The organism is Sphingomonas sp. (assembly GCA_019635535.1).
In the GTDB taxonomy this organism is placed as follows: domain Bacteria; phylum Pseudomonadota; class Alphaproteobacteria; order Sphingomonadales; family Sphingomonadaceae; genus Allosphingosinicella.
Genome location: JAHBZH010000001.1, coordinates 1,378,472 through 1,391,992, shown reverse-complemented (window position 1 = coordinate 1,391,992; position 13,521 = coordinate 1,378,472). Strand labels below are relative to the sequence as shown.

13 protein-coding genes and 1 tRNA gene are annotated in these 13,521 nt (G+C 66.4%); 7 read left to right on the top strand and 7 right to left on the bottom strand.

Going from position 1 to position 13,521, the window contains the following annotated elements:
* Nucleotides 1-202: 202 nt before the first annotated feature.
* The gene (locus tag KF780_07180) at nucleotides 203-481 is read left to right on the top strand and encodes a hypothetical protein (GenBank protein MBX3561583.1); all 279 of its coding nucleotides are present in this window, start codon (nucleotides 203-205) and stop codon (nucleotides 479-481) included.
* An 86-nt stretch (nucleotides 482-567) separates the two neighbouring features.
* Nucleotides 568-643, top strand: a tRNA-Glu gene (locus KF780_07175).
* Nucleotides 644-710: 67 nt separating this feature from the next.
* Here the strand turns inward: KF780_07175 and KF780_07170 are convergent.
* On the bottom strand, nucleotides 711-1,313 hold the full coding sequence (locus KF780_07170) for a winged helix-turn-helix domain-containing protein (protein ID MBX3561582.1): 603 nt from the start codon (nucleotides 1,311-1,313) through the stop codon (nucleotides 711-713).
* A 101-nt stretch (nucleotides 1,314-1,414) separates the two neighbouring features.
* On the bottom strand, nucleotides 1,415-2,293 hold the full coding sequence (locus KF780_07165) for a LysR family transcriptional regulator (GenBank protein MBX3561581.1): 879 nt from the start codon (nucleotides 2,291-2,293) through the stop codon (nucleotides 1,415-1,417).
* A 106-nt stretch (nucleotides 2,294-2,399) separates the two neighbouring features.
* On the opposite strand from KF780_07165, the gene bla reads away from it, so the two are divergent.
* Complete coding sequence (gene bla / locus KF780_07160) at nucleotides 2,400-3,320, top strand: subclass B3 metallo-beta-lactamase (GenBank protein ID MBX3561580.1); 921 nt, start codon at nucleotides 2,400-2,402, stop codon at nucleotides 3,318-3,320.
* Here the strand turns inward: bla and KF780_07155 are convergent.
* Nucleotides 3,309-3,494 carry a hypothetical protein gene (locus KF780_07155; protein ID MBX3561579.1) on the bottom strand — a complete coding sequence of 62 codons (186 nt, stop codon included), beginning with the start codon at nucleotides 3,492-3,494 and terminating at the stop codon, nucleotides 3,309-3,311. The two genes, bla and KF780_07155, sit on opposite strands and share 12 nt — an antisense overlap.
* Before the next feature lie 140 nt (nucleotides 3,495-3,634).
* Here KF780_07155 and KF780_07150 point away from each other — a divergent pair, with 140 nt between their 5' ends.
* The 3 genes from KF780_07150 to KF780_07140 all read left to right on the top strand — a co-directional run bounded on the left by KF780_07150 (nucleotide 3,635) and on the right by KF780_07140 (nucleotide 8,419).
* The gene (locus KF780_07150) at nucleotides 3,635-5,092 is read left to right on the top strand and encodes an AMP nucleosidase (GenBank protein ID MBX3561578.1); all 1,458 of its coding nucleotides are present in this window, start codon (nucleotides 3,635-3,637) and stop codon (nucleotides 5,090-5,092) included.
* 145 nt (nucleotides 5,093-5,237) lie between these two features.
* A complete protein-coding gene (locus tag KF780_07145) occupies nucleotides 5,238-7,886 on the top strand; it encodes a TonB-dependent receptor (protein MBX3561577.1) in 2,649 nt (882 codons plus the stop codon).
* Nucleotides 7,887-7,975: 89 nt separating this feature from the next.
* Complete coding sequence (locus KF780_07140; protein MBX3561576.1) at nucleotides 7,976-8,419, top strand: cytidine deaminase; 444 nt, start codon at nucleotides 7,976-7,978, stop codon at nucleotides 8,417-8,419.
* A 266-nt stretch (nucleotides 8,420-8,685) separates the two neighbouring features.
* Here the strand turns inward: KF780_07140 and KF780_07135 are convergent, their stop codons facing one another.
* The 4 genes from KF780_07135 to KF780_07120 all read right to left on the bottom strand — a co-directional run bounded on the left by KF780_07135 (nucleotide 8,686) and on the right by KF780_07120 (nucleotide 12,975).
* The gene (locus tag KF780_07135) at nucleotides 8,686-9,639 is read right to left on the bottom strand and encodes an isopenicillin N synthase family oxygenase (GenBank protein MBX3561575.1); all 954 of its coding nucleotides are present in this window, start codon (nucleotides 9,637-9,639) and stop codon (nucleotides 8,686-8,688) included.
* 314 nt (nucleotides 9,640-9,953) lie between these two features.
* Nucleotides 9,954-11,201, bottom strand: a complete 1,248-nt coding sequence (locus KF780_07130) for a NupC/NupG family nucleoside CNT transporter (GenBank protein MBX3561574.1) — start codon at nucleotides 11,199-11,201, stop codon at nucleotides 9,954-9,956.
* A 23-nt stretch (nucleotides 11,202-11,224) separates the two neighbouring features.
* Entirely contained in the window at nucleotides 11,225-11,794 is a 570-nt protein-coding gene (locus tag KF780_07125) for a TIGR00730 family Rossman fold protein (protein MBX3561573.1), read from the bottom strand.
* Nucleotides 11,791-12,975: an adenosine kinase gene (locus KF780_07120; GenBank protein ID MBX3561572.1), complete on the bottom strand. Its 1,185-nt coding sequence runs from the start codon at nucleotides 12,973-12,975 to the stop codon at nucleotides 11,791-11,793. Before KF780_07120 ends, KF780_07125 begins: the two co-directional genes overlap by 4 nt.
* Between KF780_07120 and KF780_07115 the strand changes: the two genes are divergently transcribed.
* Entirely contained in the window at nucleotides 12,858-13,520 is a 663-nt protein-coding gene (locus KF780_07115) for a queuosine precursor transporter (protein MBX3561571.1), read from the top strand. The genes KF780_07120 and KF780_07115 overlap by 118 nt on opposite strands.
* The last annotated feature ends 1 nt before the right edge of the window (nucleotide 13,521 follow it).

Genomic DNA, 13,521 nt, shown 5'->3' with positions numbered 1-13,521 from the left:
CGGACGCGCGGGCACGCCCGTACATGTGCGGCGATGGATCGGCTTTCTCATCAAAAGAACCCCCGGGCCGATGAAGTGCTGCATCTAAGCACAGCTTAGGCTGGCGATAAAGCCGCTATAGCCCGACGCGGCGTCATCCTCTTCCTTCCGCCCCGTGCTCGCGCTAAATACGCATCCTCTTTCTCAATGAATGGGATCGACAATGAATCGCCTGATCATCGCTTTCACCGGCACAGCCGCCCTCGCCCTCGCCGCCTGCACCAGCCAGGAAGCGGCCGACAACAGCGCCGACAATCTCGCCGCCGCGACCGAAAATGCCGCCGCCGCGACCGAGAATCTCGCAACGGCCACCGACAATGCCGCCGAGGCGATGGGCGACAAGCCCTCCGATGCCGGCGCTGCACCGGTCGACATGCCGGCCGGTGACGGCGGCACGCCGCCCTCCGACGGAGCCGCCGCCGGAGACAAGCCCGCAAACTGAGCCGCGATCCGCGAGGCGCGCGCGACACTCGCTTGACAGCGGACCGCGCGCACCCATATGCGCGCATCCGCAAAGCGCATGCGCACGGCCCCTTCGTCTAGCGGTCTAGGACGTCGCCCTCTCACGGCGAAAACACGGGTTCGAGTCCCGTAGGGGTCACCAGCGATTTCTCGATATGACAATTTCCGCCGCGCCGTCGGGTGACGGCTAAGTGTATGGGATGCGGACTTTATCCCTCTCCCGCATCGCCTTCCATCGCGCCGTCGCCGAGGTCCAGCACCCAGCCCTTGCCGCGGATCGCCTTGATTGCGGCGTCGGCGCAGCCGGCGTTGCGCAGCTTGGAGCGGATCTTGAAGATGAACATGTCGATCACGGCCTCGCTGACACCTTCGCGGTCGGCATAGAGCCGATCGCCGATCGTCAGACGCGAGACCGGCGAGGGCATCTGCTCCCACAACAGTTCCAGCACCTTATATTCACTTTCGGTCAGCGGGATGCGCCGCCGCCCGATCCGTGCCAGGCGCTGCTCCGGGTCCATGCGAAAGGGATAGGCGCCGGCGGGAGCGGCTTCAGAAGCACCCTCATCCTTGCCCAGCGCGCGCAGCAAGGTGCGCGCCAGCCGATCATGCTGCGCGTCGAGCAGGCTCGCCAGCGCGCGGTCCGGCGCGGGCAGCGAGGCTTGGCGGGCCAGGGCGATGGCGGTGTCGATCGCGGCCAGCGCATGTTCGATCTCGCGCGCCGCGGCACGCAGCCTGGCTGATCCGTCCTCGAGCGTTTCGATCAGAGCGGCATCCGCCTTCGTGCTTGCGTCCGCGTCCCGGATGGGCGTCATCGCGGTTCCCCTAAACCGATAATCAACAGCGTCCGATGATGCGGGCCTTTGTTGAATTTTCGGTAAAGATCGGGGCGCGGTCTTTGCGGGAGCGCAAGGGATCAGCCTTGCATCATTGCGATCTGTTGCTTCAGCCAGTCCCGGAAGGCGTGCATGGCTGCGCTTTCCGCCCGTGACTTGAGGCGGGTAAGCCAGTAACCGCCGAGAGTCACCACGATGTCAAACGGGCGTACCAGGCGTTCGGCCGCCAATTCGCGCGAGAGCATGGCCGGCGGCGCGAGCGCAACGCCGTGGCCTGAGATCGCTGCCGCCGCCATCAGCGCCGAGCTGTCGAACACCGGCCCGGACAGCTTCGGGCACGGCAGGCCGGCGGCATCGAACCATCGCGGCCATTCGTCGGCGCGATAGGAGCGGAGCAGGGCTTCCCGCGCCAGCGCACCGGCCTCGCGCAACCGTTCGGCGACGACAGGGGCGCAGAGCGGCGTCAGCGGCGCATCCATCAACGGCTCGGCATGGGTACCGTGCCACGCTCCGTCGCCGTAGCGTATGGCAAGGTCCAGCCCTTCGCCAGCCAAGTCCACGCGATTGTTGTTGGTCATCACGCGCAGGTCGACATGCGGCAACGCGCGCTCGAACTCCGCCAACCGGGGAAGCAGCCATCCGGTCGCGAACGTGCCGACCACGCCGAGCGTCAATACCTCGCGCAGCCGTCCGTCGGCATAACGCTCCAGCGTCGCCCCCATTCGGTCGAAGGCATCAGCCAGAACGGGTACAAGCGCCTGCCCTTCGTCGGTCAGCGCCAGGCCGCGCGGCAGGCGACGAAACAGGGCCACGCCGAGCCGCGTCTCCAGCCGCGCGACCTGGTGGCTCACCGCACCCTGGCTCACACACAATTCGTCCGCCGCTCGGGTGAAGTTGAGATGCCTCGCCGCCGCCTCGAAGGCGCGCAGTGCGTTGAGCGGCAGCTGGGCACGGTCCATGCCCAAACATGAATCAATTTCATGCCCCTGTCGAGATATGATGCTTTGCGCGCCGACGCCTCCAAGACCAGTCTTTCCGCATCAACCGGGACGAGGAGAATAGGCGATGAAGTGGATTGCGGGCTTGGCGTTATGCGGTGTGGCGAGTTTCACCAGCGTCGCAGCACAGGCGCCGGATGCCGACGATCCGCTCCTCCGCCCGATCGCACCCGAATCTGCGGCCCGCTGGCTGGTCGGACCGGAGGAACCGATCCGCATCCACGGCAACACCTATCTGGTCGGCTTCGCGGGGCTCAACATCGCGCTGATCGACAGCGGCGACGGCCTGATCCTGATCGACGGCGCGGTGCCGCAGGCGGTGCGCGAGATCCAGGCCAATATCCGCCGGCTCGGCTTTCGCCCGGAAGACATACGCTACATCCTCAGCACCGAGCCGCATCTCGATCATGCCGGCGGCATCGCCGCACTGGCGCGCGACAGCGGTGCCACGGTGGTGGCGAGCATGGCGGCCGCAGAAGTGTTGCGCCGGGGCCGCAGCGGGCCGGACGATCCGCAGGCGGCCTGGCTGGTGGACTTCCCGCCGGTCCAGCGGCTGCGCGCGCTCGCCGACGGCGAGACGCTGCGGCTGGGCGATGTCGAGATCGTCGCGCGCGCCACGCCCGGCCACACGCCGGGCAGCATGAGCTGGTCCTGGCGTTCCTGCGAGGGCGATGTCTGTCTCGATATCGTTTTCGGCGCCAGCCTCAATCCGCTGGCGGCCGATGGCTATGATTTCTCCGAATCCCGCAATGCGGCGGCGCTGACTGCCTTTCGCACCACCTTCCAGCGATTGCGGACCGTGCCGTGCGATATCCTGCTGACTGCACATCCGGGCCAATCCGACGGCGAAGAGAAGCTGGCGCGCCTGCGCGAGAGACGAACGCCAAACCCCTATGTCGATCCCGTCGCCTGCCGCGCTTATGCCGACGCGTTCGAAGCCCGGCTGGAGGCGCGACTTGCCGCCGAGGCGGACGGGTCAGCGCGCTGAGGCGCTCTCGTCCCGGCCTTCCTCGATCCGGCCCGGAACGGTCCATTCCACCCGGGGCGGCGACCCCTCCTCGATCCGGGCCTGGCGCGCGCGGGCAGCGTCGCGCAGGGCGAGGTCCGGCGACTCACGCCAAGGTCCGGTCAAAGCGGCGGTACGGTAGCGATATCTGCGCAAGCTCAGGCCCTCCCCTGGCTTAGTCTCGCGTTAACCACTTTCCTTTCTCACCTAGATCAAATTTTTTACACGCCGCGCCGCGCGATTTGACATGCGCGCGCGCCGCGCCGAATTGGGAGCGAAACAGGGAGATATGGGGCTTGCCCACCAGCATCGACGACATTCCGGGCCTGATCGACGGGCTTTGCGCCATCTACGACGAATCGGTCGCCAGCCTGCGCGGTGCGCTGGCTCGTTACCTGACGTCGGGCGAGCGCCCCGACCCGGCGGCGCGCGCGGACGGGATTTTCGCCTATCCCGAGCTGCGTATCGTCCATCGCCAGGGCGGGACGATCGATTTCCCGCCACGTGCTTTCGGCCGGCTCAACCAGCCGGGCGAATATGCAACCAGCGTGACGCGGCCCTGGCTGTTCCGCAAATATCTGGCCGAGCAGCTCGGCTATCTGATCGCGGACCATGACATCGACATTTCGGTTGGTCGCTCGGTGAGCGAGATCCCTTATCCCTACGTCCTCGACGGCACCGATGATCTGCGTCTCGACGGCGCACGGGCGGCAGATCTGGCCTTGTGGTTCCCAACCACTGAGCTCTCCCATATCGGCGACGAACTGGCCGACGGCGAGTGGGTCGAGGGGCCGGGCGGCGCGCGCCCGCTGTCGCTGTTCGATGCGCCGCGCGTCGATTTCAGCCTCGCACGCCTGAAGCACTATACCGGCACGCCGCCGGAGCACACGCAGCGCTACCTGCTGTTCACCAACTATGTCCGCTATGTCGACGAATTTGTCCGCTGGGCGGTCGACGAGTTGAAACAGCCGGACAGCCCCTATGAGGCGCTATCGGCGGCGGGCGGCGTGTTCGTCACCAGGGACATGCCGGACGCGGTGGCCCAGGTCGCCGAGGGCGGCTGGCGGCGCCACCAGATGCCGGCCTATCACCTGATCGCGCCCAATGGCGGCGGTATCACGCTCGTCAATATCGGCGTCGGCCCGTCCAACGCCAAGACGATCTGCGATCATCTCGCGGTGATGCGGCCGGAAGTGTGGCTGATGATCGGCCATTGCGGGGGACTCAGGCCTAGCCAGTCGATCGGCGATTATGTGCTGGCCCACGCCTATCTGCGTGACGATCATGTCATGGACGACGTGCTGCCGATCGAAGTGCCGGTCCCGGCCATCGCCGAGGTGCAGCAGGCGCTGTCGGCGGCTGCGGTAGAAGTGACCGGCGAGACGCCACAGGAGCTGCGGCGGCGCCTGCGCACCGGCACTGTCGTCACCACCGACGACCGCAACTGGGAATTGCGCTTCACGCTTTCGGCAAGGCGCTTCAACCAGTCGCGCGCGGTGGCGATCGACATGGAATCCGCGACGGTGGCGGCACAGGGCTATCGTTTTCGCGTCCCCTACGGCACCTTGTTGTGCGTTTCGGACAAGCCGCTGCACGGCGAGATCAAGCTGCCCGGCCAGGCCAATGCGTTCTATGAGCGGGCGATCAGCCAGCACCTCAGAATCGGCATTGAGACGCTGCGCATCCTGAAGCGCGACGGCGCCACGCTCCACTCGCGCAAATTGCGCGCATTCGACGAACCGCCCTTCCGTTGATCCGGCAAGGGGGCTGCAAATGCGCGGCGCAAATGCCACACCTTGGAGATTCTTGCTGCATCGCGGCATGAGTCTTTGAACCGTAAAAAAGCTATTGTTAAAGGCGCCCGCAACAGGCCAATATCGGCGCTGGGGGAATCACATCATGAAAAAATTTGCTCTACTCTGTGCGACCACGTTTATCGCAATGCCCGGCGCCGCATGGGCTCAATCCACGGGAACGGTGGACTTCGAAGACGAAGGCGCGATCGTCATCACCGGCACGCGCTCTTCCGATGTCGGCGGCGTCGAGGCGCCTGCGACCTCGCGCTCGCGCGCCGCATTGGGCTCCGAATTCATCCAGCGCCAGGCGCCCGGCCAGACCATCAACGACGTGATCAATGCGCTGCCCGGCGTCAGCTTCCAGAACAACGATCCCTACGGCTCCGCCGGCGGCACGCTCAACATCCGCGGCTTCGATTCGACGCGCATCAGCCAGACGTTCGACGGCGTGCCGCTGAACGACTCGGGCAATTACGCGCTCTATTCGAACCAGCAGCTCGATCCGGAGCTGATCACCCAGGTCAATGTCAGCCTCGGTTCGACCGACGTGGACAGCCCGACGGCGGCCGCGACCGGCTCGACCGTCAACTATCGTACCCGCCTGCCGTTCGAGGATTTCCGCGTCCGCATCCAGGGCTCGGTGGGCGAATATGGCTTCTTCCGCACCTTCGGCGTGATCGACACGGGCCGGTTCGGTCCCCTCGACACCCGCGCCTTCTTCTCCGCCAGCATGGCGATGAACGACAATGTCTATAACGGCTTCGGTCAGATCTATAAGCAGCAGTACAACGCGCGCGTCTACCAGCCGATCGGCTCGAACGGCGACTTCGTCTCGATCGCCGCGCACTACAATCAGAACCGCAACAATTTCTTCGGCTCGGTGCCGCTGCGCATCGACGGCGCGATCGGCAATCCCGGCTCGCCGCCGCGGCGTTTCCCGATCACCGAGGACGAGCGTTTCTATAACGTCGCGGCCTGCACGACCAACCAGGTCGCGCGCCAGGGTATCCAGGACGTGGCCAACAGCTGCGGTTCGACCTTCGACGAGCGCTGGAACCCGTCCAACACCGGCAACATCCGCATCAATTCGCGCTTCACGCTGGCCGACGGCCTTGTCCTGACCGTCGATCCGAGCTTCCAGTATGTGAAGGCCAATGGCGGTGGCACCGTCGTCGGCCAGGAAGGCTTCCGCGACGTCAATCCGGCCGGCGGCACCGCGACGCCGAACTTCTGCGTGCTGAACCCTGGCGCGGTGAACACCAGCTGTCAGACCGGCTATATCGGCGGCGCGCCCTATTTCGGCCGCGATCTCAACGGCGACGGCGATCTGCTCGACACCGTGCGCGTGCTCGCGCCCAGCCAGACGCAGACCAATCGTTACGGCGTCATCGCCGGCCTGCGCTGGAACATCAGCGACGATCACACGGTCCGCATCGCCTACAGCTACGATCGCGCCCGCCATCGCCAGACCGGCGAGGTCGGCCTGCTCAACATCAATGGCGTCGGCCCCTATTTCCCGGTCAACAACCCCCTGGCCGATGGCGGCGGGAACATCCTGCAGAAGCGCGATCGCCTGTCCTTCGCGACCCTGCATCAGATTGCCGGCGAATATCGCGGCGAATTCGCGGACGGGCGCCTGGTGGTCAATGCCGGCCTGCGCGCGCCCTTCTTCGAGCGCGACCTGAACAATTTCTGCGCCACGTCGAGCGTGACCGGCTTCGTCGAATGTTTCGGCACCAACACGGCCGGCCTGCAGGCCTGGCTGGCCAACAACCCGACCGTGAACACCGGCGCGGGCGGCATCCAGCCGGTGCAGGGCCCGCAGCGTCGCGTGCTGAAATATGACGAAATCCTGCCGAATATCGGCTTCACCTACGAGTTCATGCCGCGCGCGAACATCTTCGCGAACTATTCGCGCGGCCTGCAGGTGCCGGGCACGGACAATCTCTACAACAGCTTCTTCTTCCCGGCGAACACGCCGGAAGCGCAGCCCCGGCCGGAGACGACCGACAATTTCGACGTCGGCCTTCGCTATCGTTCGGGCAACATCGTCGCCCAGGGCTCGTTCTGGTTCACCCGCTTCCAGGATCGCCTGGCGACGACCTACGATCCGGAGCTCGATCGCAACGTCTACCGCAACCTCGGCACCGTCGATAAATACGGTCTCGATGCCTATGTGATGTGGCAGGCGCTGCCGCAGCTGCAGGTCTACGTCTTCGGCTCCTATCTGTGGTCGGACATCAAGGACGACGTCCAGGTCGGCGTCTGCTCGGCGACGGTCAGCGCGAGCTGCCCGTCGGGCAGCGCGGGCTCGCCGATCTTCGCGCTCACATCGGGACAGCGTGAAGGCGGCGCGCCGGTCTACACCTTCGGCGGCCGTATCCAGGGCACGCTCGGTCCGGTCGAGGTCGGCGTTCAGTTCAAGCGCACCGGCGGCCGTTACGTGAACGACGTCAACCAGCCGATCCGCCAGTGCAGCGTTTCGTTCGTGAACTCGATCGACTGCAACGGCACGACCACGATCGTCTATCCGACGCGCACGCCGGCCTACAACATCGTCGATCTCGACGTGCGCGTACCGCTCGGCTGGGCCGGTCTCAACGACGACACCTATTTCCAGCTCAACATCAGCAACGTGTTCGACGAGCTCTATGTCGGCGGCTTCGGCGCCAACCTGCTCGATACGGCCGTGCCCTTCTCCCAGATCGGCGCGCCGCGCGCGATCATGGGCACCCTGGTCGTCGGCTTCTAGGTCGCCGCTTCGGACAAGAGATCGGGGCCGCCGCGGGGATACTCGCGGCGGCCCCTTCTTTTTGCCCGCGCGATGCTTATGGTTCACGCATGACCGATCCGCTCGTCGCCCGCGCCCGCCAGGCCGCGCTCGCCGCCTACGCGCCTTATTCCCGTTTCTCGGTCGGCTGCGCGATCGAGTCGGTGGACGGCGAGATCGTCGTCGGATCGAACATGGAAAATGCCTGCTACCGGCTGGGCGTGTGCGCCGAGGTCGCGGCCCTCACCGCCGCCAGCCAGGCTTTCGGTCTGGACAAGGTGGCACGCATCGCGGTCGCCGGCGGTCATGTCGGCGCGGACGGCGCGCTCCACGGCGCCGCGCTCGTCACCCCCTGCGGCGGCTGCCGCCAGTCGATCCTGGAAGCCGCCCAGTTGTCGGGCCGCGACCTGGAGGTGGTATCCTCCGACGGCGACGGCACCGAAACGGCCATCCATCTCATCTCCGAGCTGATCCCGCACGGCTTCGGTCCGGCCAACCTCAAGGACGCGGGCTAGCTCGGCCGGCATCCGCCTCGCGGCCTCCCCCCGCTTCGGAGCGTGTGGAAGTTGACTAAGTTGACGCCACGTCGGGGAGGGGCCTCTCCCCCGCAAGGGTATCCAGGGCAAGGAATGTGGGGAGGAACAGTTCAAGGAGCCGCGCGGGGCAGAGCCCGCGATTCGCAGCAACGATGACAGAGGAAATCCTACATTCCAAGGGCTGGGTCAGCGCAAGCCGCCGGAGGGAAGCCGAGCGCCGCCGAAGGACAAAGGCCGGATGGGGCCTAGACCAGCTTGATCTCCCGGAGCCGCTCCAGAAGATAATCGTGCGAACTGATCGGCTCCGGAAACCGGTCCGGATGTTCCGCATCGATGCAGTTCGGCAACGTCTCGATCAGGAAATCGGGGCGGAAGTGCAGGAAGAAGGGCATCGAATAGCGCGAGAAGCCGCGCCGCTCGGGCGGCGGATTGACCACCCGGTGCGTGGTCGAGACGAGCTTCCGGTTGCTCAGCCGCTGCAGCATGTCGCCGATATTGACGGCGAGCTCGCCGGGCCTGGGCGTCACCGGCAGCCAGTTGCCGTCGCGGTCGAGCAGTTGCAGCCCCGCTTCCTCGGCGCCGAGCAGCAGGGTAATCGTATTGATGTCCTCATGCGCGCCGGCCCGCACGTTCGGCCCGTCGCCCGGCGTCGGCGGATAATGGAGCAGGCGCATGACGGAATTGCCGTCCGCCACCGTGTCCTCGAACCAGTCCGGCGCGAGGCCGAGATAGCGGGCGATCGCCTCCAGGATGCGCAGCCCCGCCGTGTCGAACGCGGCATAGAGCTCCAGGAAAGTCTCCCTGAAGCCCGGCACTTCCTTCGGCCACAGATTGGGCGCCATCACGTCGGCATAGCGATGGCCCTCGGGCAGCTCGCGCCCGACATGCCAGAATTCCTTGAGATCGTAGGCGTTCGCGCCCTTGGCGGTCTCGATGCCGAACGGCGTATAGCCGCGTGCGCCGCCGCCGCCGGCGATGTGATAGGTGCGCTTCACCTCCTCGGGCAAAGCGAAGAAGGCCCTGGCCTTCTCCTCGGCGCGCGCGATCAAATCGGCGGGGATGCCGTGATCGGAAATGATGGCGAAGCCGTAGCGGGCGAAGGAGCCGCCCAGCCGCTCGGCGAAACCCTCGGGGTCGCGGGCGGAATCGAGCAGCGAGACGGACGCCACGGTGGCGGGAGCGGAAGCGATATCGGTCATGGTGCGAAATTAGGGTCCGGACTCATAACTGGCAATGGCCGGGATCGTCCGGAGAAGGCCGCCGGCAAGGAGAGCGGTGCAGGCCGGGCTGGTGGCCCGGTCCAGCCGACCGACGCGGCCGGCGGCCTTCTCCGGACGACCGCGAAGCGGCGGGCGGCTTTCGCGCCAGGGCTGCGTCGCTCGTCGGTCACGATGCGAAAGCATCGCTCCCTCCTCGCTCCTTGCCCCGACCCGAAATCCATCCCGTCACGGCCGTTGCCAGTTATGAGTCCGGACCCTAGTCCTTTGCGGCGCCGATTCCAATGCCGGCCCGATCAGGCCGACAGGATCAGCCCGGCCAGCGCCGCGCTCATCAGGTTGGCAAGGCTGCCCGCCGCCAGCGCCTTCAGGCCGAGCCTGGCGATCATCGGACGCTGGTTGGGCGCCAGCCCGCCCGTCACCGCCATCTGGATCGCGATCGAGCTGAAATTGGCGAAGCCGCAGAGCGCGAAGGTGACGATCGCGATCGTCGCGGGCGACAGCGTTCCCGCCGTCTGCGCCGCACCGAGATCGATGAAGGCGACGAATTCGTTCAGCACCACCTTGGTCCCGAACAATGCGCCCGCCTGCCCCGCTTCGTTCCACGGCACATTGAGCATGTACATGACCGGCTGGAACACCCAGCCGAGGATCTGCTGAAACGACAGCTCGGGATAGCCGAACCAGCCGCCGATCCCGCCGAGCAGGCCGTTGGCCAGCGCGACCAGAGCCACGAAGGCGAGTACCATCGCACCAACCGCAACGGCCAGTTTGACGCCGGTCTGCGCGCCCATCGCGGCGGCCATGATGATGTTGGCCGGGCGCTCCTCGCCATGCTCGGCCTCGTCGATCGGCTCGGGCTCGATGCCGACCGAGGCCGGATCGTCCGGCATGATGATCTTCGCCATCAGGATGCCGCCCGGCGCCGACATGAAGCTGGCGGCGAGCAGATAGGGCAGCAGGTGCGGGCCGATCATGCTGGCATAGGCGCCGAGGATCGTGCCGGCGACGCCCGCCATGCCGACGCTCATGATGCAGAAGAGCTGCGCCGGGGTGAGGTTGGCGAGATAGGGCTTGATGACCAGCGGGCTTTCCGACTGGCCGACGAAGATGTTCGCCGCCGAGCCCAGGGATTCCACCTTGGTGATCCCCGTCACGAGCTGGATCGCGCCGCCCACCCATTTGATGATGAGCTGCATGATGCCGAGATAATAGAGGATCGAGATCAAAGAGGCGAAGAAGATAATGACCGGCAGCGCGGCGATGGCGAAGCTGTTCGCACCCATTTCGGGCGAAGCGAGCGGGCCGAAGATGAAGTCGGTGCCCGCCTTGGCATAGCCGAGCAGGTTGGAGACGCCGGCCGACATCGCGCCGATCACGCGCTGACCCCAGGGCGTGCCGAGCACAAGCAAGGCAAGGCCCGCCTGCAGCGCGAAAGCCGCGCCGACGACGCGCAGCCGGATCGCCTTGCGATTGGAGGAGAGCAGGAAGGCGATGCCCAGAATGAGGGCGATGCCGGCAATGCCGATCAGATAGCGGTTCATGGTCCCTCCCCCCGGCCCGGCTTTTACCAGACCATCTTGCGTTCGGCCGCCGCGATCGCGCCGTCCAGCTTGTCCAGCGCTTCGTCGATCCCGTCGGCGACCAGCAATTGCCCGCGCCGCGCCGGCGACATGAAGCCGCTCGTCGTCACATGATCGAGAAAGCCGATCATCCCGTCCCAGAAACCGGCGACGTTGAGCAGGGCGAAAGGCTTGGCATGATAGCCGAGCGCGTTCCAGCTCCACGCCTCGAACAATTCGTCCAGCGTGCCGATGCCGCCGGGGATGGCGACGAAGGCGTCGGCGAGATCGGTCATCCGCGCCTTGCGCTCGTGCATCGTGTCGACGACGTGCAATTCGGTCAGACCGGTATGCGCGACCTCCAGATCGATCAGCGCCCGGGGAATGACCCCATAAGCCTCGCCGCCCGATTTCATCACCGCATCGGCGACCACGCCCATCAGCCCGAGCCGTCCGCCACCATAGACCAGGCCGATGCCCCGCGCGGCCATGATCCGGCCCAGCACATGCGCCGTCTCGACGAAAGCCGGATCGGTCCCCATCGAGGCCCCGCAATAAACGGCCAAACGCTTCATGCCGCCGCCACCAGCTCGCGCAGGTCCGCCTCCGGGCGCGCGCCGAAATGGGAGATCACCTCCGCCGCCGCGATCGCGCCCATGCGGAGCGATGCCTCGAGATCCTTGCCCTGCGCCTGACCGACCAGAAAGCCGGCGGCGAAGAGGTCGCCCGCGCCGGTCGTATCGACCACGCCCCGGCCGATCCGCGCGATCGGCACGGACACCCGCTGCCCATTCGCCACCGCCAGCGCGCCTTTCTCGCCGCAGGTGACGACAAGCAAGGGCACCGTGGCCGCAATCGCCGCGATCGCCGCCTCATTGTCGTCGGTGTCGGCGAGCGAGCGGATTTCCGCCTCGTTGGCGAACAGCATGTCGATCGCGCCCGATTGCAGCATCGCCATGATCTCGGCCCGGTGCGGCTGGATGCAGGCGATGTCGGAGAGGGTGAAGGCGACCTTGCGGCCCGCGTCATGGGCGATCGCCATCGCCTTTTCCATCGCCGCGCGCGGGCCGGGCGAGCGCCACAGATAGGCTTCCAGATAGAGGATCGCCGCGCCGCGGATTTGCGCTTCGTCGAGCGCGTCGGCCGACAATTGGTGCGCCGCGCCGCGGAAGGTGTTCATCGTGCGCTGCGCGTCGGGCGTCACCAGAATGAGGCAGCGGCCGGTGGGCTCGCCCGCATCGATCGGCGGGGTCGCGAATTCGACGCCGAGGGCGCGGATGTCGTGGGCGAAAATCTCGCCGAGCTGGTCCTTCGCCACCTGCCCGACGAAGCCGGCCCGCCCGCCCAAAGCCGCGACGCCGGCCATCGTGTTCGCCGCCGATCCGCCGCTCGTCTCGCGCGCCTGGTTCATCCGCGCATAGAGGCGCGTCGCGCCGGCGGCGTCGAGCACCTGCATCGACCCCTTCACCAGCCCCTCTTCCGCGAGGAAATCGTCTTCGGCGGTGGCGATCACGTCCACGACGGCGTCGCCGATCGCCAGCACATCCAGTCTCGTCTCAATCACCTCTGCTAGATGGCCGGAACCGGGCGGAACGGAAAGCCCTTTTTGCGCGCGGCGAAAGCGGTTACGTCGTCGTGATGAACGACAGCTCCACCTTGCCGATGCGCCCCGCGCTCTTCTGGTTCGCGATCTTCTACGGCGGCATGGTCTGCATCGCCGGCGTGCTCGGCAACAAGCAGGTCGCCTTGGGACCATTGGCGGTCGAGGCCGGCATCTTCGCCTTCCTCTTCCTGGTCATCACCTCCAGCGCGGTGGCGGAGCTGTATGGTCGCCCGGTCGCCAACAAGCTGGTGCTGATCGGCTTCGTGCCCCTGCTCTTCTCGATGCTGCTGACGACGCTCGTGCTGGCGCTGCCCGCCTCGCCGGAAATGGCGCCCGACCGCCTCGCCGCCTTCGATCTGATGATGCGCGCGACACCGCGCATCTGGCTCGCCGGCATCATCGCCTACGGCATTTCCCAGATCCTCAACGTCACCATCTTCACCGCCCTGCGCGGCAAGGGCGCGGACGGCGCGCCGGGTGTCGGCTCCTGGGTCTGGCTGCGCGGTGCGATCGCCAGCGTGCTCTCCCAGATCGTCGATACCTTCCTGTTCATCACCATCGCCTTTTACGGCATCTTCCCGATCGCCGGGCTGCTGGCGGGTCAGATGGTCGCGAAGGTGGTGCTCTCGATCGTGATGGTGCCGGTGTTCATCACCCTCTTCGTCGCGCTGGGCCGCAGGCTCGACGCGCGGGGCTGAT